General features: G+C 61.3%; 17 protein-coding genes and 2 pseudogenes. 9 read left to right on the top strand and 10 right to left on the bottom strand.

Annotated elements, in window-relative coordinates; genetic code table 11:
- Positions 1–797: 797 nt before the first annotated feature.
- A complete protein-coding gene (phoU, locus tag AB4Y43_RS33705) occupies positions 798–1,505 on the bottom strand; it encodes a phosphate signaling complex protein PhoU (RefSeq protein WP_368729767.1) in 708 nt (235 codons plus the stop codon).
- A gap of 66 nt (positions 1,506–1,571) precedes the next feature.
- Between phoU and AB4Y43_RS33700 the strand changes: the two genes are divergently transcribed.
- The gene (locus AB4Y43_RS33700; protein ID WP_368729766.1) at positions 1,572–1,997 is read left to right on the top strand and encodes a hypothetical protein; all 426 of its coding nucleotides are present in this window, start codon (positions 1,572–1,574) and stop codon (positions 1,995–1,997) included.
- 123 nt (positions 1,998–2,120) lie between these two features.
- Here the strand turns inward: AB4Y43_RS33700 and AB4Y43_RS33695 are convergent, their stop codons facing one another.
- Positions 2,121–2,447 (bottom strand): hypothetical protein, encoded by a 327-nt coding sequence (locus AB4Y43_RS33695; protein ID WP_368729765.1) that lies wholly within the window; start codon positions 2,445–2,447, stop codon positions 2,121–2,123.
- Positions 2,448–2,699: 252 nt separating this feature from the next.
- Between AB4Y43_RS33695 and AB4Y43_RS33690 the strand changes: the two genes are divergently transcribed.
- The 3 genes from AB4Y43_RS33690 to AB4Y43_RS33680 all read left to right on the top strand — a co-directional run bounded on the left by AB4Y43_RS33690 (position 2,700) and on the right by AB4Y43_RS33680 (position 7,284).
- Positions 2,700–4,247 carry a methyl-accepting chemotaxis protein gene (locus AB4Y43_RS33690; RefSeq protein ID WP_368729764.1) on the top strand — a complete coding sequence of 516 codons (1,548 nt, stop codon included), beginning with the start codon at positions 2,700–2,702 and terminating at the stop codon, positions 4,245–4,247.
- 926 nt (positions 4,248–5,173) lie between these two features.
- Complete coding sequence (locus AB4Y43_RS33685) at positions 5,174–5,785, top strand: recombinase family protein (RefSeq protein WP_368729763.1); 612 nt, start codon at positions 5,174–5,176, stop codon at positions 5,783–5,785.
- Positions 5,786–5,787: 2 nt separating this feature from the next.
- The gene (locus AB4Y43_RS33680) at positions 5,788–7,284 is read left to right on the top strand and encodes a diguanylate cyclase (RefSeq protein ID WP_368729769.1); all 1,497 of its coding nucleotides are present in this window, start codon (positions 5,788–5,790) and stop codon (positions 7,282–7,284) included.
- Positions 7,285–7,359: 75 nt separating this feature from the next.
- Here the strand turns inward: AB4Y43_RS33680 and AB4Y43_RS33675 are convergent, their stop codons facing one another.
- A complete protein-coding gene (locus tag AB4Y43_RS33675; RefSeq protein ID WP_368729762.1) occupies positions 7,360–7,614 on the bottom strand; it encodes a hypothetical protein in 255 nt (84 codons plus the stop codon).
- A 762-nt stretch (positions 7,615–8,376) separates the two neighbouring features.
- On the opposite strand from AB4Y43_RS33675, the gene AB4Y43_RS33670 reads away from it, so the two are divergent.
- Positions 8,377–8,604 carry a hypothetical protein gene (locus AB4Y43_RS33670; protein ID WP_368729761.1) on the top strand — a complete coding sequence of 76 codons (228 nt, stop codon included), beginning with the start codon at positions 8,377–8,379 and terminating at the stop codon, positions 8,602–8,604.
- Between the two features lie 85 nt (positions 8,605–8,689).
- On the opposite strand, the gene AB4Y43_RS33665 is transcribed toward AB4Y43_RS33670, so the two are convergent.
- Both AB4Y43_RS33665 and AB4Y43_RS33660 read right to left on the bottom strand, forming a co-directional pair.
- Positions 8,690–8,926, bottom strand: a complete 237-nt coding sequence (locus tag AB4Y43_RS33665) for a hypothetical protein (RefSeq protein ID WP_368729760.1) — start codon at positions 8,924–8,926, stop codon at positions 8,690–8,692.
- Between the two features lie 664 nt (positions 8,927–9,590).
- Positions 9,591–10,670 (bottom strand): annotated as a pseudogene (locus tag AB4Y43_RS33660) (PAS domain-containing protein); the annotation flags it as partial.
- A gap of 510 nt (positions 10,671–11,180) precedes the next feature.
- Between AB4Y43_RS33660 and AB4Y43_RS33655 the strand changes: the two are divergent.
- Positions 11,181–12,404, top strand: coding sequence for a Crp/Fnr family transcriptional regulator (locus AB4Y43_RS33655; protein WP_368729759.1), 1,224 nt, complete (start codon positions 11,181–11,183; stop codon positions 12,402–12,404).
- 14 nt (positions 12,405–12,418) lie between these two features.
- A pseudogene (locus AB4Y43_RS33650) lies at positions 12,419–12,726 on the top strand (motility-associated protein); the annotation flags it as partial.
- A 115-nt stretch (positions 12,727–12,841) separates the two neighbouring features.
- Here the strand turns inward: AB4Y43_RS33650 and AB4Y43_RS33645 are convergent.
- Both AB4Y43_RS33645 and AB4Y43_RS33640 read right to left on the bottom strand, forming a co-directional pair.
- Positions 12,842–13,102: a hypothetical protein gene (locus tag AB4Y43_RS33645; protein ID WP_342948002.1), complete on the bottom strand. Its 261-nt coding sequence runs from the start codon at positions 13,100–13,102 to the stop codon at positions 12,842–12,844.
- A 294-nt stretch (positions 13,103–13,396) separates the two neighbouring features.
- Complete coding sequence (locus tag AB4Y43_RS33640) at positions 13,397–13,591, bottom strand: hypothetical protein (protein ID WP_368729758.1); 195 nt, start codon at positions 13,589–13,591, stop codon at positions 13,397–13,399.
- Between the two features lie 395 nt (positions 13,592–13,986).
- Between AB4Y43_RS33640 and AB4Y43_RS33635 the strand changes: the two genes are divergently transcribed.
- Entirely contained in the window at positions 13,987–14,370 is a 384-nt protein-coding gene (locus AB4Y43_RS33635; protein WP_368729757.1) for a hypothetical protein, read from the top strand.
- 506 nt (positions 14,371–14,876) lie between these two features.
- Entirely contained in the window at positions 14,877–15,899 is a 1,023-nt protein-coding gene (locus AB4Y43_RS33630; RefSeq protein ID WP_368729756.1) for a hypothetical protein, read from the top strand.
- 616 nt (positions 15,900–16,515) lie between these two features.
- On the opposite strand, the gene AB4Y43_RS33625 is transcribed toward AB4Y43_RS33630, so the two are convergent.
- The 3 genes from AB4Y43_RS33625 to AB4Y43_RS33615 all read right to left on the bottom strand — a co-directional run bounded on the left by AB4Y43_RS33625 (position 16,516) and on the right by AB4Y43_RS33615 (position 17,802).
- Positions 16,516–16,671, bottom strand: a complete 156-nt coding sequence (locus tag AB4Y43_RS33625) for a hypothetical protein (RefSeq protein ID WP_368729755.1) — start codon at positions 16,669–16,671, stop codon at positions 16,516–16,518.
- 486 nt (positions 16,672–17,157) lie between these two features.
- Positions 17,158–17,511 (bottom strand): hypothetical protein, encoded by a 354-nt coding sequence (locus AB4Y43_RS33620; protein ID WP_368729754.1) that lies wholly within the window; start codon positions 17,509–17,511, stop codon positions 17,158–17,160.
- Between the two features lie 51 nt (positions 17,512–17,562).
- Positions 17,563–17,802 (bottom strand): hypothetical protein, encoded by a 240-nt coding sequence (locus AB4Y43_RS33615; RefSeq protein ID WP_368729753.1) that lies wholly within the window; start codon positions 17,800–17,802, stop codon positions 17,563–17,565.
- Positions 17,803–18,517: the final 715 nt, after the last annotated feature.

Genomic DNA, 18,517 nt, shown 5'->3' with positions numbered 1-18,517 from the left:
CCTGGCGGATCAGACGCCCGATGAGGCATACTTCGCGACGCTGCCAGCGATCAAATCGGCAGCATGATCGCCCCGGACGCTCCACTTAAAATCTCGGGACCCTGTCCGAACAAGCGACGCCACCTCTAACGTATGTTGTGCTTCGTGGCTCGGTCATCGGCACTTACTCTAGACTGCACGTTGTACGACCGCTTTTCGAGGAACTACGGACGCATGTGGAAAGAAGACGAAAGACAGCAAGGGGGGCGCGACGCGCCCCTCGCTTAACTTGCCGCCGCTCCACTAGCCTGCGGCTGCGGACGTGCATGTAAGGTACAACCCTATCGCTAACCCCTATTAGCGATATAGCTGCGTTTTTCGACGAAACTGCTTCCGTGCAGGTCCAGCCTCGGAACCTCCGGCTATCCCTGCGGCGATCTCAAGTGTCGAATTAAATGCGGACTGAGGCGAAGTGACGCTTTTACCTCGCTCGGAGCGGAAGCAAAACTGTCACCGCAGTGGCGCAAATCGCCGCCCGCTCCAGGTCTTTGCGGTGACATTCTTATTGCGTCCTACGCTCGAACAGGCAGGACTGCAAGCGTATTGAAAGTGTCATCCCCAAATGCGTAGCGTTTCGACCTCCTGCCTTGTCGCTCTCCAGCAGCGCGCATGAGGAGTGCGATTCCACACCGGCGCGCCCTCTCCCGGGCGCGCCTGTCCCGCCCGGACGTTTGGCGCCGTATAAATGCCAGTCCAGTTCAACCGGCTTTCGGACGTGCACACGAGCGCCGCTATCGCACGCTCTTGCAGTGCCCCTCTCAATCGCCAAGCGCCTCTCGCTCGAGTTGAGCGCGAGGAATGTGACGGACATCCTTGCCCTTGACAACATAAATGACAAGTTCTGCCAGGTTCTTCGCATGATCCCCGATACGTTCAATGGCTGATGCGATGGACAGGTAGTCGAGCGCAGAGGAGATGATGCGGGGATTCTCCGCCATGTACGTCGGCAGCTTGCGCACGAGCGCCCGGTACTGCTCGTCGATCGCCTCGTCCTCACGCATGATCCGGGCTGCCTCGACCGCATCGAGCCGGGCGAAGGCGGCGAGCGCGTCGTGGAAAATGATTCCTGCCATCCGACCGGAGGAGCGTATTTCCGCGATATCCATGTTCCTGCCTGCAGAATCATTCGCGATTTTCCTCGCGCGCTTTGCGATCTTGCGTGCCTCATCGCCTGCGCGCTCGAGATTGCTGATGCCCTTTGAGAAGCCCATCAGTCGACGCAGGTCGGACGCAATGGGTTGGCGCCGCGCGATGACGTTGCTGCACTCCGCATCAATCTCGACTTCCATCGCATTCAGTCGATGCTCCTCGTCAATCACCCTCTCGACGAGACCCATGTCGAAGCGGCTGAGCGCTTCCATGGCATCGGACAACTGGGACTCAACCAGTCCCCCCATCGCGAAGAATCTCGACGAAAGGTGTTCAAGGTCGGCATCGTACTGGCTGGATATGTGTCTGTCTGGCATAAAAAATCTCTCCCTTTCCAGAAAGACGATAAACTGTTTGTACGGTTTGTCAAATCGGAAAATCCAATGAAAATACAGGCCAGTAGAGACAGAAGCGGCAAGCGACCCCATGCGTCGGGAGGCGAAGACAACAGCGCGGCAGTGGACAGTGGAAAGAGGGTCGAGACTGTAAAGGCTCAACCTGTGGCCTCAAAGCGGCAGGCCCAAAAGACAGTGCCCGATGGGGACCCTCCGCGGCCTGTCGTCCGACACCGCAGGGAGCATGTCAAACGGGAAAAGGTAGTGCGCGACACCTTCACGATGCCCAGGGAAGACTACGAACAGCTCGCTGCGCTCAAACAGCGGTGCCTCGATGCGGGCGTAGCCGTGAAAAAGAGCGAACTCGTGCGTGCAGGGCTTCTCCTCCTGGCATCTGAGCCGACGAAACGCCTGCTCGCGGCTGTCAGGTCCGTCGAGCCGGTCAAGACCGGGAGACCACCGAAGTCAAAGTGATCCGCATTCAACGCCTGACGTTCGTACTGCACGGCGGTGACAGCCCGGAGCCTGCAAGGCGATGCCACGCGTGATTTGCCGAGGGACTGGAGAACCGCAGCCGCGACGGCAGACCCCGTGCCGTTACAAGTGCACCGGCATGCCGCGATGTTGATCGTGCCGGCGCTGTCGCTGAACGTGCGACGCCTTCGCGTGCGCCGACGCTCGTCGCACCGATGCAAGCGGTGTTGGCGCATTTGCACTTTTGCGTTGCGTTGCAGCGCATGCATGCACCCACATCGCGCACGGATGCTTTAGCGCCACATACAACGGTAGCCCGTTCCAGCGCTGACCAACTTCCGGCAGATGCGAAATTTGAACCTTGAGCCGTACCCTGCGGCGGGAGGGAGCATGAACCTGGGTTCGATCCAGTATCAGGTCGACGACGCCCTGCGCCAGGTCGATGCGCATTTTCGCGCTCTCGAAGCAGCCAAACCAGGCTACGCACCGACTTCGCCAGAAGGGTCCCGCATGAAGCAGGAGCGGTACGGCGTGGCCGCAACAGAGGTCTTCTGCGCCCCCGGGAAAACGCCAAGGCCCCAAGCCATCAGAAAGCCGGTTGATTGCCGTTTAGCCGGGGAACGCCCTGGAAGTTTCCCCATCCGGTCATGATACCTGGACCGCTCACCTGAACGCCCAGCGTCAACAGAAGGACAGAACCTCATGCTCCCCAATTTCCGCGACCTGCGCATCGGCGTTCGTCTGTCTCTGGCATTCCTCATCGCGGCCTTGCTCACAGCACTGCTCGGCGCGGTCGCCTACGCACGGCTCTCGGCCATCACAGCCGAGTGGCAGGGCTACGAATCGGTGACGCTGGCAAAACTGCGGCTACTGCAGCACGCCAAGGATGTGTTCGGCGATGCGGTTCACAACTACAAGGACTACGTACTGCGCGGCGGCGACTACCGCGCCAGAGTTGTCGGCAACCTGGTCGAAATAGACCGGGCCGCGCATACCTCGCTGGAGATGGGCCGGTTCGCACCGGCCGAACCTGATGCGGTCGCGGCGCTCACCGCGGCGACCGCCGGATATCGCGCATCGCTGGCCAGCCTGGATGCGCTCGTCACCTCCGGCGCGTCGATCGAGGCGCGCGACCGCGGCGTTGCAGGAGCCGACAAGCCGATCGGCAAGGCACTCGATGCACTGATCGAGATCGGTATGCAACGCACCGTCGAACAGGGGGCGACAGTGACGCGCCTCGCCACGATCGCCGAGTGGAGCATCATCGTCGTCACGGTGGCGGCGCTCGCCGCAGCAGCCCTGCTCGCGTTCTTCATCACGCGCAGCATTACCGTGCCAATCGGCGTTGCCGTATCTGCCGCCGAGGCCGTGGCGCGTGGCGACCTCACCCAGGACATCCAGCCTGACCGCGCAGACGAGACCGGTCGCCTTTTGCGCGCCCTACGCGACATGAACGAAAGTCTGCTGCAGGTGGTCGGGCGGGTTCGCAATGGAACCGACAGCATGGCGACCGCGACAAGCCAGATCGCGGCGGGCAATCAGGATCTGTCCTCCCGAACTGAAGAACAGGCGAGTTCCCTGCAGGAAACGGCATCCAGCATGGAGGAACTGACAGCGACAGTCCGGCAGAACGCCGACAACGCCCAGCAGGGCAATGCTCTGGCCGGCAGTGCGACCGACGTTGCGCACAGAGGCAGTGCGGTCGTCGGCAAGGTGGTGGCCACCATGGAAGAGATCAGCGAGAGCTCCGGCAGGATTGCCGACATCACCGGCCTCATTGAGGGCATTGCATTCCAGAGCAACATCCTTGCGCTCAACGCAGCGGTCGAAGCGGCGCGGGCCGGTGAAGAAGGTCGCGGCTTCGCTTTCGTCGCAGGCGAAGTGCGAACCCTTGCACAGCGTTCGGCGAGTGCGGCCAGGGAAATCAAGGAACTCATCCAGATGTCCTTGCGAAAGGTTCAGGACGGGACGCATCTTGCGTCCGAGGCTGGCGACACCATGTCCGAAGTCACTGCAGCGGTGGCGAAAGTCAGCGAGATCATGGGCGAAATCGCAGCAGCATCAAGCGAACAGAGTCGCGGGATCGAACAGGTAAACCTCGCCGTCGCCCAGATGGACCAGGTGACGCAACAGAATGCGGCGCTGGTCGAGCAGGCTGCAGCGGCCTCCGCTTCACTTCAGGATCAGGGGCGCCAGCTCAGCGACGTGGTCGCGTTTTTCAGTCTGCGGACCAACGGGCGACCGGCGTAATACGTTGGAGATCGGGGTCCCGTAGCAGGCGGCCGTCCCTGCTGACGCACCCTCTGGCGGCCTGGATATATACCCCGCCTGACGGCTTCATCGACCGAAGCGACGTGCCCGCCTTCCATCTGCGATGTCCGAGCGCCGCGACGCGGCCCTGGTATGGCGGCTGGCGTCACCCCTGCCGGATTTTGCCGCCTCGTAATCCTGACCGGCGGCGTCCGCACGCGAGATCGTGCATTGCTTCAGTTCGGTCGTCATGTCCTGCGATTCGCGAAGCCGGAGATAAACGGCGAGGCGGTAGCAAATAAAAAGGTTCATCGAGTGGGGCGAAGGTTCGAACAGTCAACCCATGGCCTGAGGTTGCGGCTCGCGGTATCACGGCGTCAGCGGCTGCGCTCAAGCCTGCGCTGCTGAATCATCCCTCGAACGGATGCGGCGTCGTCAGGCCCGCTCCAGGACTCACGTGATCACGAACAAGCTGAATCGCGTCGGGAACGTGGTCCTTACCATGCAGAGGGAAGTCTTGAACGCGCCGAATTACGCGACTATGATATGCGGCGTCTGCCCGGCACGGGAGGACTGCGGCCGGACTGCTGCGTCGGCCGTGACAACAACGGTACAGCATTCGCAACCGACTGGCGGCCCATCGAATGGACAGAATGACAGGAGCCGGGCACGCCACGCCCGAACGACCTCTGGACCTCACGCCTCGCAATGGCGGTGAACGCCAATGCGTCAAGGAGTCTTTGCGCGCGTGGAGCAACGACATCAGCGCGGCCTCGGGGGCTCAATGAGGTCAACGCAACGAACACGCGCCCCGACGTCGCGCTGCCCGTCCGGGACATCGCCTTCGCGGGCTTCCCTGTGGATAGGCCGCAACCCGGTGCCATCGACCGGATGCGGGCGTCCCGAACCTGTTCGCCGGGGCCGCGATGCGGGACTCCGCTGACATCGCCACGCGGGACATCGAAACGGGCGCCTTTCTGGTTGGATACGCCCGTGTCCCGGCAACGGATCAGGATCCCGCGATGCAGGTGGCGCAGTTGCGTGCGACCGGCTGTGGTCGCATCTTCGCCGACCGTGTGGGCGCCACCCGACGCGCCCACCCACAACTCGTCGCGATGTTCAAATACCTCGAGCCGGGCGACATTGTTGTGGTGACGCGGCTTAGCCAGCTCGCTGGCAGCATTCGCGAGCTGCTTGACATCGCCGGACGTATTCGTGAAACCGGCGCCGGATTGCGCAGTCTCGCCGAGCCCTGGGTGGACGCCCCGACAGGCGGCGGGGCACTGGCCGTTTTCGCTGGCATCGTCGGTTTTGAGCGCAGCCTGGTCGCAGAGCGCACGAGTGCCGGGCGCACAGCGGCAATGAAGCGCGGCACGAAAGTGGGCCGCAAACCGGCGCTTGACCCGGCACAGCTGGATCACATGTATCGACTCGTTGACGAGGGCAACACGAGCATGCAGGAAATCGCAACCCTGTTCAGCATTCACCGCTCCACCCTGTTTCGCCTGATGTCCCGGCGAGCTGCAAAGGTCAGGTGACCATGCCGGTACCATCGCGCCACATCTTGCTTAGACGGCTCGCCGGACCACGAGCATTCTTTTATGGCAGTTTCATCATTGCGCTTGTCATGGCAGCACTTTGCGCAATCGTGCTGTACCAGAGCCGGCAGGATGCGCTGGAGCGGGCGCGCGAAACGTCGCGCAATGTCGCACTGATCGCGCAGCGCGACATCGAGCGAAATTTTGAGCTCTACGCATTGTCGCTTCAGGCCGTCGTCGAAGGACTTGACCAACCCGACGTGATGGCACTGCCACCCCATCTTCGCGCGCAGGTCCTCTTCGATCGCGCCGCGAGCGCCAGATATCTTGGCTCGATGCTCGTGCTCGATGCGTCGGGGAACATCATCATCGACTCGGCGAGCGACACGCCACGCAAGGGCAACTTTGCCGACAGGCCTTATTTCAATGTTCAGCGCGACCATCCTGATACCGGCCTGTACGTCAGCGATCCCTACCACTCCCGGCTACGCGGCGGCGCACCCAGCATCGCGCTTAGCCGTCGTCTCTCGCACCCGGACGGCTCGTTCGCCGGCGTCGTCATGATCGCCGTGAACCTGGAATACTTTCATGAGCTGTTCGCAGGGCTTTCGCTTGGACCGCGGGGTGCGATCTCCTTGATCGGCCACAACGGCATCATGATCATGCGCCAGCCCTACGATCCAGCCGTCATCGGACGCGACATCAGCAAGGCCAGTACGTTCAGACAGTTCCTGACCGCCCCCGAGGGAAGCTTCTCCGACACGTCGACGATCGACGGAGTCCGTCGCCTGTACTTTTTCAGGAATTTCCCTCACCTGCCCCTGATCATCATGGTGGCTGAGGCGGAACCGGATATCTATGCCGCCTGGCGGCGTCGCGCGATGACGATCGGCTCGCTGATGGGCGCGTTTGCGTCGGGGTTTGTCGCGCTGTCGTTCCTGCTGGGTTCGCAGCTACGGCGCCGGATGCGCGCGGAATCCGAACTGCAGATGCTCGCGCGTACCGACAGCCTCACCGGCCTGAACAACCGGCGCACACTCGGGGAAATTCTCGATCAGGAGTGGCGCAGGGCCAAACGCATGCGCAGCGTGTTTTCCTTGCTGTTCGTCGATATCGACCGTTTCAAGGCGTACAACGACACATACGGCCATCAGGCAGGCGACGATGCGCTGGCTGCCGTAGCACGATGTATCGGCGAGAACATCCGGCGCCCGGCCGACACGGCGGCGCGCTATGGGGGCGAAGAATTCATCGTGGTCCTGCCCGATACCCCACCCGACGGCGCCATCGTGATTGCTGAAAAGATCCGTTCGGCGATCAGCGAACTTGGCATCGAACACGCCGCAAGTGAATACGGGCGTGTGACGGCCAGCATCGGTTCGGCAAGCTGGTCTCCGGATCACGATGCCGACGTCACGACCGTCATCAAGGCAGCCGATGAGGCGCTCTACGATGCCAAGGCAACCGGTCGCAACAGGGTGGCGAGTTGCAGCCCGTGAACGGTCACAGAACGGAAAGGACCATTCGGGGAGGCTAACACACGTCGGCCGCGTGACGGCGAGCAAGCCCTGCACTCAGACCGAAGCGGCTGGTCCCTGATGCCGGTCGCCCCGGTAGTGTTCAAAGAGCCAGTAGTGGCACGCCGCCGCGTGGGACGAAAAATCGTCGCCGCGCTCGTGCAGCAACCGCGCCCAGTTCATGACATACGCGACGGGCAGCGCGTCCTCCTGCTCGCCCCAAAGGACAGAGACCAGGAAGTGGTCGGCAGCGTCGGGCGCGCCACTCACCAGAACCGCTGGCTCGAATTCATACGGTGGAGAGGCTGTCATGATGATGATCGTCCCACGCCGCCAGATGCGGGCCGATTTTCCCATGTTCGCCGGCATAAGCGCATGGCTCGACATCTCCTGAAAACGTTCTCTTCGTCGACGCGAATCGCCTGGCGCAAGCCTAAGCGTTCTTTGAACGCCCGCAGCCCCGTTTCCAGCGTGCTCGTGATGAGACACCTATGCCCTCTCTCGACGGTTTCAGGCGACCGGACAGGTGACGGATATCGAGCCATTCAGTGTCGTGGCCTGGTCCAGCGCCACCACTCATGGTGGTCAAGATTGCGCAGCAGATCGGCTCGACGCCGCTCGCGGCGGTAGTGAGCGACGACCCCTCCTGCTGCTATCACCAGCACACACAGGCCCGCAGCGGTACACAACCACGATTCATCCACGTCAGACTCCTCATGCACACCGGATTGAAGGCCGCCTGCAAAGGCGGCACGCTCAACAAATATAGCCGGTCCCGATAACAGCCGTCCTTTCGGTGCTCATTACCCAATGTGTGCAAGCGCTGCCTGTGCAGAGCACGGCGTTTCTCGCCCGCATGTCGCCGTTGTGTTATCAGCCGTCAAACGTCGCACTGGCGTTTCAGCTAGCAAGCCGGTGCGCTGCCATCCCGAGGTCGATGGCTTGGCGGTCTGATAGCCGCGCCGTGCCTTGGCCGCCCGGGCGCCGACGATTGTCCTGCCACAGTCTGCACACCGCGCGGTATGGCGCTTGCTCCGGCGCAGGTAGTCATGCGACCAGCTACCGGAGCCAGCCATGCAATTCATTTTTCGGTCTTGCCTGATCAGCACCAGCGCGAGCGTCGAGGACGGACGTATCGTGGCCAATGCGAGAATCTTCGTTCCGGCGTCCGACGGTTCTTTCGAAGACGATGTCCACGACCTGTGCCTGGATGAGAATTTTATCGACGAAAACGAGGCTCTGAGTTTCGCGCGCGAAAGTGCAGTGGAGTGGGTTGAAGAGCACTGTGTCAGCTCAACGTAGCCAGCGTGTCGTCGCCGCAGTGGTATCGCCGCGCCTTCCCATTCACAGCCGTTGGCGCGCCGCAGGTCTACCGCGCGGCCACTGGCTATCGATGGAAGTCACCGCGGCGGCGATCAATCCACTCAATTGCCTGCTTTTTCGCGAGCATAGCCATTTCATCGGCAGGACCTCGCACTCGAAGATCGCCGCTGGAGAAGGGAATCCCGAGGGCACCCGGAGGATCGTTGGGTGTAATCGTCCACTGCGCTCCGTACGCAAGACTATCGGTCGGAAATGGCGTGAAGTCGATCGTGAATCCGCCATAGATCAGTGAATAAGGCATCGGACTGCCCACACCTGTAGCCGCTTCTAGCCGGACGGTTATCGCAACAGCATTCGCAGAAGGTCAAATTACGCGCGCGCGTCGGATACACCACGGCCCGTAGGTCGGGGGACCGCCTGCGACCATTTCCGGGGTTTGCGTGACCAGTGACTCCTGATCGGATTGTATCGCCAGAGTCCGCGCCTTTCGCACGCACCGCTAGCCACCATCGCCTCCCTGTACGTCACGCCTGGACCACACAACAAGCGCAGCGGAGCGGGCGCCGGTCACCGTTTTCGCGTCATCGCCTGAAGGAGAAATTCACCGTCGTCGGTCACATGCGCACGGTGCACACCGGAAGCGAGTGTCTCGAGTGCGACGAGCTGTTGCTCGAGCAGCGTGTCGAGTTCCCCGCGGTCCATATCGATCTGGTCAGCTCGAATTCCCTGTTGCTCGCCGTCGCGAACACCTCCCCGATCTGTTTTTCGTAGAGAACGGTCCCCGAACCGCCCGGGAACTCGCTCGGCGCTTTGCCAAGCAAGGCGTCCGCGCCACCGACGGAGAGCGACGCGAAAACCGGATTAACATAGATCCGCCGGAAGTCCCTGCCGTAGCGGGCCACCGTATCCGGGGAGTTTTCTACGAGCGTTCTGAACTCGTGCTCCCGACGAGCCAGCCTTTCCTCGAATCGACGCCGCTCGGTGATGTCGCGCGCGACGCCGAGCACACCCGCCATCATCCCGTCAGCATTAAAAACCGGCAACAATCTGGTCTCCAGCAAGGTCTGTTCGCGCGTACAGGGGGCGACCACCCACTCGTCCCTGACGCAAACCTGTCTGGCCTCGATTGCGGCCTTGTCGCGCTCCCGGAAAAAGTCAGCCAGCTCGGCATTGAAGATATCCTGATCGGTTTTGCCGATGACTTCAGCTTTCGACTTGCCGGCGAACTGCTCAAAGCTGCGATTGCACAGCAGGAAGATGCCGTCGGTTCCCTTGAGCCACACGATGTCCGGGATCGTATCCAGCACGCTCATCAACTGTGCCCGTGCGTACGACAACTCCAGTGCCCGCTCTTCGAGACTCCTGTTCAGTTGCAGGGTCTGCCTGAACTGTTCCCGCTGCCCGGCCTCCGCCCGCTTGCGCTCGGTGACATCCAGGATCGCACCAATCAGGCCGACCTGACGACCCTGATCGTCACGGAAGACCGCCTTGCTGAACTCCACCTCGCGCACGCCCTTCTGCGCCCTCCTTACCTTGAACTCGTAGTGCTGGACTCCACCTTTTCCGAACAGCGCTTCATCCATTTCGAAATAGGTCTGCGCCAGCTCATGCGGACCCGTCTCGAAGACGGTCTTGCCGACAAAGTGCTCCCTGGGCACGCCCAGAAACTCCTGAAAGGCGCGATTGAGATGCAGGTACCGCCCCGCCCTGTCTTTTGAAAAAACCGGAATGGGGACGGTGTCGAGCAGCGACTCAAGGAACGACTCGCGCTCGCGCAGCTTCGCCTCGGCGCGCTTGCATGCGGTAACGTCGAAATATAATGCAAGCACCCCTCCTGCGTCGTCCGGAGCCGGGGCACTGACGAGCTGCACGAGATAGTGCTCACGCTGCGCTTCTGGCAACCGATCGAATGTGAGTTCGAGCTCGCGGGCGACACCCGTGGCCGCGACTTCGGAAATCGCATCGAGGTATTGCTGCAGGGCTTGCGGCAGGAGCAGTCTGGCCTCGAGCTCCGGCACGCAGCCGCAATCTGATGCAGCCCTCATCATCATCCGCGCTGCATGATTCATGTAGCGGCATTGACCTCGCGCGTCGTATCGGACAACGGGCATGGGCAGGTCACAAACCGGTATGCAGTACTTGCCTTCAGCATCCATTCCAGGTTTTTTCATACTGTCGATTGACTGTTTTATTGTTCAACGCCATCACGCTCTGATACCCGGCCCGAAAACACCTGGCAACACGAACAATACGCGATACGCCCTGCCATTTGCCCGCAGAGTATCAGAATCATTAAGTGTATCGAGAGGTCGCTTTCCGGGCCTTTTCCGTGGCACTTCGAACGGGCAAGGGTTTGCGTCTGCACCACATAAAAAACGACCCGGCACCGGCGTTATGCTGGGGCCTTCGGCCCGCTTTCCACCTGTGCTGTTTATGCAAGGTGATTCAAGAATGTCTCGGGAAACGCCGTAAACCCGGCGTACGGCAGCCATTTCGCAGACGCAGGAAGTAGTCTGACTAATGCGTGCGATAAAAACGTTTTCCGGGGATAGAACTTGAATCGCAGTCAAACATGGTCGCGTACGGCGGCGCCGGGAGAGATCATTTATTCGGAAGGCTTTGCAGGCGAACGGTTGATCTTCGTGATCGCCGACGGCAAGGTCGAAATCTCCACCCGCTGCGACGACAAGAAAGTCGTGATGGCCACGCTCGGACGCGGCGAATTTTTCGGCGAGACTGCGTTGCTCGGTGCGGAACCACGGCCGAACACGGCGAAGGCGCTTAGCTTTTGCCAGCTGACCGTCGTGCCGGCGACTCTCATCGAAGAGGAACTCGAACGCGTCACCCCGATGCTGCGCCATGTGGTGCGCACGCTCACGCGGCGTGTCAAGGCGAAGGACGATCTGCTCGCCACCTACACCCATGCCGACTTCATGCCGGGCGTGCTGTCGTACGCGCATGTGCTCGCGCTGATCGCACGGGCGAGCGATCGCGCCGAAGGCGGCGATACCTGGTCGCGACAGGGTGCGAGTGGTGCCGAAGTGAGCGTGCCGCTCGCCGACGTCGTGCAGAAATGCCGTGCCGTGGCCGGCCATTCGCGTCCGCATGTGATGGCCATGCTCCGGCGCATGGAGAAGCTCAATCTCGTCGCGATGCAAAGCGGGCAGGCCACGCATCTCGCCAACAATGCGGCAGCGGCAGAAGGCGCGTTGGGCCGCCAGGTGGTGACGTTCGACGCCGTACGCATCGTGGAGCGCGCGACGCAGGTCGCAGACAGCGATCTCGATGTGTCGATCAACAGCGAACTCGAACTGATCGAGCTGGGCGATCTTGAAGCGCTGATCGGCGTGGAGCGCAAGGTCATTCTCAACAAGCTCTCGCACGCCGAAATCGCCGACGAGGTCTTCGCGTTCCGCAAGTCGAAGGTGCTCAACTTCGTCGAGCAAAAGGGCGTGGCGTATTTCTCGAAGCGCACGGGCCGAGGCTCGGGCGAACTCAAGGCGCTCGACGATCTGTTGTTCGTCGATCAGCGCACGCTGTTCGAAGCCGTGAGCGCGCTCGATACCTACGATCTCGCGAAGCTGCTCGCCTCGATCGAGGACCCGGCCGTATCCGGGCGCCTGCTCTCGGTGATGGCGGACGCACGCAAGAATGAAGTGTCGTGGGTCATGCGCCGCGACATCAAGATCGATCCCGTGGAAGTCGAAGATATCGAGCAGCGCCTGCTTGAAGCGGTGCGTGCACTGAAGTCGCCTGGCGGACGCCAGGCAGATCGCTGAGTTGGGAGACACGCATGGATCTGCTTACCCTGATCGGTATCGCCATTGGCGCGCTCGCTGTGGTCGCGGGCTTCTCGCTCGAAGGCGGCCACATCGTCACGCTGCTTCAGCCCGAGGCGCTGGCCATTGTGCTGGGCGGCACGCTCGGCGCCGTGATGATCCGGAACACGTGAGCGCGCTTCTTCGACGCCAGCAAGCATTGCGCATGGCGTTCGTGAAAGCGCCGCGCGTAGACGAAGCGAACCTCGCCGCCATGCAGGAATGGGGCGATCAGGCCAGGCTCAACAGTCTGCTCGCCTTCGAGTCGATGGATCTGCATGGCACGCAGTCCGAATGCAGCTTGAACCTGCAGCCATTCAGTCGACCAGCACGAAGGTTGCCAGTCACAACCGCGACGAAGTGCGCGATAACCTGGTTACGTGAGACGGGATATGACCTCAACCGTTGTTGACGAAATCGCCGCCAGTGGCGCGGCCTTCGAGCACGTCTCTGCCGAATTGAATCAGGACGCGGCACGCCTCTTCGTAAGAATTTGCGGGCGTTGCCCACCGCGGCGTCACCCGAGAATCCCTGACGTGATCGCTCCTGGTCTTGTCGGTGATCACGATCCAGCCGGTAAAGGTCGCTTGCTCCGGATCATTCGAGACATTCGCGTGTATCTCAATTCCCGGCTTGTACTCGGAAAGTTGGCTTGTCATGGGAGGCTCCTCTCAAGCTCAACGAAAAGCGTAGCACGCTCATCGGAGCGCGAACCCGCCCCTTATGTGCGTTACCGCACAAATCGCCCGACCCTAACCTTTCAATCGTGAACCGAATATGAGCAACCCAGGCGCAGAGAAGCCGCACCAGATCGCGGCTGTGGCCGAAGACATGGAGAACAAGCTGGAGCGCAATGCGATGTGGCTGGGCGATCTTCAGGACGCAATCGCATAGACAGCGAAAGCGCTCGCCGAGATCAACTGCTGATCCCCCACGCAAGGGAGAGAAACCGATCACCAGCCTCTTTTGCCGGCGAGCAGCTCGGTGGCGATCGCCGAAAAGCGCCGTTGCACCACGTCGAGCTCCGAAAGCAGTCGCGTGAGCAATTCGAAATCGCTGGAGCCTCCACGCGTCATCGCATTCACCTGATCTTCGAATCTGCCTTTCACTTCTGCAAAAGCTTCGTAGGCAGCCTGCAGATCGTCCAAGTCCATTCAAAGTGCCTCCAAGTTTTTAGAGGACAGGTTAGCACGCAGCTTTCTTTCCGTTTCCATGCGCGGACAGCCAAACATGTATTCGCAGCCCGATAACGAGGAAACGATGAAAGCCAGGAATGCACCGCCCAGCGCGCGCTTCGCAGTGGTCTCGAATTCCGCGACCACCGCTCACAGCTCGCTCATGTGAAGCACGTCTTCGTCAAAGCGGCCGCGCGCATGAACAACCGCGCCGAGAACAGCCAAGGCAAACCCGGCCCAGTCCTGTCATTGCCTCGTGCCTTCACAAGGACACTTGAACTTCGCCCCCGTACGCGATAGCAGCCGTCGTGCGCGAGCCCACTTGCTGTCATCCGTAGAGCCAACCCACAGCGGGACCACCACGGATCATGCAAGTGCTGGTCGACGCTGACTCCTGTCTGCCATTCGGACAATGCACAACACTGGATGCGTTTGCCACCGTCTCATTCAAGCGCGTCCCCGACGCGGCCGTTCCCGGAAGCTATCGCAACGGCTCCCGGATCTCTGATGCCCGCTGTATTCCCTGGGACGTGACGGGCCTTCCTTTATCGGTCGGCGCGATCATCGCGGCGATCGGCGACAAGATCTCTGCTGCAGCCGCCAACGATATTTTGGAGCATGGACGGTCAGCGCCTCCCTTGCTACCTTCCTGTACGGTTGCACCGACACTCCGCAACCCCAGCAACTCCCTCGCTGGAAGCATGTCCTTTTGGGGCCGCCGCTTTCCTGCAGAACCGGCGGCTTTTGTGTGATTGCGCGCGACATGTTGCGGCAACAAGCTCGTACTGGCGCGCGCGGCTCAACGGCGTGGAGGGAGTTCGCGGCTGACTGCAACCCGCGAACACAATGTGCATGCCCCTTTTGAACCGACTGGACGCACTCCGCGCAGTTCAGGGAACCGCTGCCTGCGTGGGCCACCTTAGCATTCGCAGAGGTTGAGGCGGCTCGTTTCGAGCATCGTTAGGTGTCTGAGATCTCGCTGCAAGCCCGTTTTACCGATCTGGATCCCCAGATGGATGGCTACGGGGCGGGATTCGTACGACGCCCCACATAGTCCTGTTTTTTTCGCCCAAAAATGCATGCCGGTGTCGGTTAGCTTGGAGCAAGTTTCGACAAACTCCCTCGCCGCCCTTTGAATTGATAATATTAGCTAATCAAATAATGTGTTCGAGAATGCCGTACCTTTGCGCGCGGCAACTGAATCCATGGAGTAATGCTGGCCGGCCGTGAGATATTGCGGCGACAGGAGGGAATTTGCATGTTCGACGATTTCATCGAGTTCGCAAGACGAATCCGGCGCAGCGAAGGCTTCAAGAATGCGCTCAATACGCCAGCGCGACTTTCCCTGCATGCGATGCAGCGCCTCAACCGTGGCTACTTCGTCATAGAGATCCGTGCAAGTTCAGGCTTTTTCTCCGTGATGCAGATTGTGTTATGCATCCTGCTGTACTGCGATGAAAACCGTCTGACGCCGGTCGTCTCCGCGCGCGGCGGCAGTTATGGCGACGCGCAAGGAAAAATCGACTGGCTGGCCGAATGCTTTGAAAAACTCGCGCCGTCGACCGCGCCAGTTGCCGTGTGCCGGCGTTTGCGGACGTCCGTCGCAAGCGATCTCGGCGATCTGGGTTTTCGACGTTACGAATCCGGCCTTGAGCTCGAGCGGGCGAGCACCCTGTTCCTATCGCACTACCGGCCAACCGCATCGATCCGCGAGGAAGTCGATCGAATCCGCCGGCGTCTTGGTATCGGCGCATCGACACTCGGGGTCCATTTTCGCGGCACCGACAAGAAGTTCGAGGCCCATATGATCGAGCGGGATACACTTTGCCGTACGGTCGAGAGAACGCTTGCCGACGAACCCCATCTCACCAACATTTTCGTATCCAGCGACGAGCAGGCTTTCCTTGATTTTTTCTTGAACTGGAACTTTGCCGTGCCGGTCAACGTCGCGCCCGCCACGTTGCTCGCGACAGGCGAGAAGCCCGTGCATTTCAGCGGACATCCAGGGCTCGCAATCGGCCGCGAAGCACTGGTCGCGAGCCTGCTTCTCTCAAATTGCGGGTATCTGATCAAGACGCCTTCATATCTCTCGGCCTGGTCGAAAATCTTCAACCCCTCCCTGCGGGTGAAGCTCGTCGCGCCTCCACGCGAAAACGCATTCTGGTTTCCCGATAGCCAGATCTGGACCGAGCAGATAAAGCGCGGAATCGACCTGGCCAATCCGGGCATCAGGATCGAGAATTCAGATTCGCTTTTCAAGGAGAACGGGAGGCTTGCGTGAGAGGGTCTCTCACCCCCCTTCCTGTTTTTCTAGGACACCTTGTCGAACGTTATGACGCGTTAGTGACGCTCCCCCCGGTCCGCTTTTCCAGGGGCCTGTCGGCCAATGAGCCGGACAATTGCGCAGACATCCGCATGCAGGCGAGAGCACTCAATGGGGCCACGTACCGGTACGTGACCGCTATCAGCAAAACTGAGGGAATCCCGGGGCGGGGATTGATTCGGAAAGCTGAAAGCGGATTGGGCACTGACCTGTCCGAACGTCGTCTGCGGTTCGACCTTCCCATCCGCACATAGGCAAACGGCACGGCGGCGGTGCCGATCGCGGTGATCCGGAAGTTGCGCACGTTCGTCTGCAATCCCGCAAAGCCACGCTATTCGTTCTCCAGACGCTCCCATTAGCGGTCTAGTGTCAAGCGGGTGCGCAAATCCATGGCCACGCCAGCGGCCACTTTTGCATTTGCTGAGCGCGCCCGTTTCTTCGGACGTTTTCTCCGATATTGTCCGCTACACAGCGATGCCGCTTTGACCTTAATCCGCGCCGCTTGCTCGACGATGCCGCAGCGGAGTATGTTGCGGGTTAAAGCCGGGAGCGCCTGAGCGTGCGAGCGCAGATCTCAGGAGACCGGAAAAATCACATCAGGCTGCGGTTCGTGGCGGATGTTCATCTTCGGGCAGACCTCGCGTTCCCTGACTCCCAGGCGCTGTTCCACATGGACGGGCAGCAGCGGCGCCGCCGATCGGCCCCCGCGGGCATAGAGGTCGCTGGCCACGGTGTCTTCACACAGCGATCTGGATTGCTGGATGTGCCGGCTTCCGCTTGCGTCGTCCCCCGCGCGCCTCCCATTGTCCTGAGGCGTCTCGCCGCTTACCCGGAGCACGTGCCTGACGGGTAACGGAGCGCCCGGCGGACTCCCCACTGCGGGCACAGTCGACCACACGCCGACGAGAACCGCGAGGCTTGCCGGCAACGATTTTCTTCTGGTGGCAGCCGCGCGAGTCTTTCTGTCGCGACGCGCGCAGCGCAGGAGGTACCTGGGTTTCATGATTCAGCTCACGAGTTCCGGTCCCGGACTGGGCGTGCGTCGGTTGGGCATCGCACAGTTCGGGAAGCATTGCGAAATTTTCGCCCGTGGCATCGCCCGACCCGACCGCGCGACAGTGCCTCGGTCGCGTTACGACAGGCTAGCTGGCTGCAATACGGTGATCACCGGTTGCGTGCCCCGGGCGGCTGGATGCGAGCCGCGACGTCATCGCCCTCAGGGATATGCCGATGCCGCGGGAACGCACGCGAAACCATAGCGGGCCGCCCTGCATTTATCTGCCGTTTGCAGCAGATTGCGGGCAGCCACGCCGCGCTTGCGACACATGCGGGTGGACGAACGACGTCCATAGGGGCGCGAAGGAAGATGGCTCATCGTCTTCTCCTTCGACCACAGCAGGCAGACAACGGGCTGCGCGCTCCGTTTCGGCTGCCGCGCTGCGGGCACACAAACCGGAATACGGTATGCGGCCATCCGTCTGGCGCATACCGCCGGAACTGCCTGTAACTTAGTTTCCTCCGCCGAAATTTTCAAGTGCCGCGCGCCCCCGCGCAGCACCGCGTCGTCCATCGTACCAGGCCCTCCCGCAGGCCTGCCGCATGCACGGTCCCTGCGTAACGCTCAAGCGTCCTGCGCGCGGCGTGACGCCTCCGCAGCGCGCCGCATCGCCCGTGCAAGCTCAGCCAGCCGGTAGGGCTTGGCAATGAAGACAAAGTCGTCAAGTTCGCCGTCGCCATGGCGCGAGGGGCTGATATGCCCCGATGCCACGACCACCCGAAGTCCGCGTCGCATGTCCCGTGCGCGCCGGGCCAGTTCGAGGCCGTCCACCGCGCCGCCCGACTGGGAAATGAAGCCATACACCACTGCTTTGGAGAGAGCGGATGCCCGCTTCGGGCCGGCTTATGCCTGTTGCATCGCCTACCCGCCCGGAAAGGTTCGTTGCGCTCTGTCGTCGGGCGCGAGGCGGCCAGGAACAGACTCTGGCTGGTATAGCGGAGCGGTCACTCGAACGTCGGCTTCGTCTCAGACAAGAGACTAAGGCACGCCGACGCACACCTAATCGCCTTCCCTCGCGCTCGGATTCAAATCGCCGGTCGGCCTGTTGGGCGGGACCGGACGGCGTTATGCGGACAATCTTGTTGTCAACGTCCTCGCCACCCATGAAGTAGCCACCGTCATCCCTTAAAGGAACGGGGGATCGTGAAGTTGTTCCCATTGACCTTCGCCTGATCGATCTTGAGATAGATGATCCGCACGCCCGAACGGCTGGGTCCGCCGCGGGTTCTCGCGTTCAACGGGGAGCGGCATTTCCCGGCGAGCAGTCCTTGACGCACGCAACCGGCTAAAGTAATCCGGTCGTTCCGGGCAACGGGCGGAAACCTGAAACCGCCGCGCTGTTGTGCCTTTCGCGTGAGACCGAGGGGTGGCTGCAAGGGTAGCCTGAATCCCCGAAGCTGAAAAGATTCATCTAACGTATGCATTTAGGGGAAATCCCGCAATTTCCTTAAGGCGGGCGGTTCGCTGCCGATACGAAGGTCAGCTGATTCAATTTGCTTCCTCCGGGCCAGTCGAACTT

This window comes from Paraburkholderia sp. BR10872 (assembly GCF_040965835.1).
In the GTDB taxonomy this organism is placed as follows: domain Bacteria; phylum Pseudomonadota; class Gammaproteobacteria; order Burkholderiales; family Burkholderiaceae; genus Paraburkholderia; species Paraburkholderia nodosa_A.
This window is presented reverse-complemented; position numbering and strand designations above follow the sequence as displayed.

Coding starts and splice junctions, on each gene's coding strand:
- phoU (WP_368729767.1), bottom strand. CDS start 1,505: ATGCCAGACAGACACATATCCAGCCAGTACGATGCCGACCTTGAACAC.
- AB4Y43_RS33700 (WP_368729766.1), top strand. CDS start 1,572: ATGAAAATACAGGCCAGTAGAGACAGAAGCGGCAAGCGACCCCATGCG.
- AB4Y43_RS33695 (WP_368729765.1), bottom strand. CDS start 2,447: ATGCGCATCGACCTGGCGCAGGGCGTCGTCGACCTGATACTGGATCGA.
- AB4Y43_RS33690 (WP_368729764.1), top strand. CDS start 2,700: ATGCTCCCCAATTTCCGCGACCTGCGCATCGGCGTTCGTCTGTCTCTG.
- AB4Y43_RS33685 (WP_368729763.1), top strand. CDS start 5,174: ATGCGGGACTCCGCTGACATCGCCACGCGGGACATCGAAACGGGCGCC.
- AB4Y43_RS33680 (WP_368729769.1), top strand. CDS start 5,788: ATGCCGGTACCATCGCGCCACATCTTGCTTAGACGGCTCGCCGGACCA.
- AB4Y43_RS33675 (WP_368729762.1), bottom strand. CDS start 7,614: ATGACAGCCTCTCCACCGTATGAATTCGAGCCAGCGGTTCTGGTGAGT.
- AB4Y43_RS33670 (WP_368729761.1), top strand. CDS start 8,377: ATGCAATTCATTTTTCGGTCTTGCCTGATCAGCACCAGCGCGAGCGTC.
- AB4Y43_RS33665 (WP_368729760.1), bottom strand. CDS start 8,926: ATGCCTTATTCACTGATCTATGGCGGATTCACGATCGACTTCACGCCA.
- AB4Y43_RS33645 (WP_342948002.1), bottom strand. CDS start 13,102: ATGACAAGCCAACTTTCCGAGTACAAGCCGGGAATTGAGATACACGCG.
- AB4Y43_RS33635 (WP_368729757.1), top strand. CDS start 13,987: ATGCAAGTGCTGGTCGACGCTGACTCCTGTCTGCCATTCGGACAATGC.
- AB4Y43_RS33630 (WP_368729756.1), top strand. CDS start 14,877: ATGTTCGACGATTTCATCGAGTTCGCAAGACGAATCCGGCGCAGCGAA.
- AB4Y43_RS33620 (WP_368729754.1), bottom strand. CDS start 17,511: ATGGACGACGCGGTGCTGCGCGGGGGCGCGCGGCACTTGAAAATTTCG.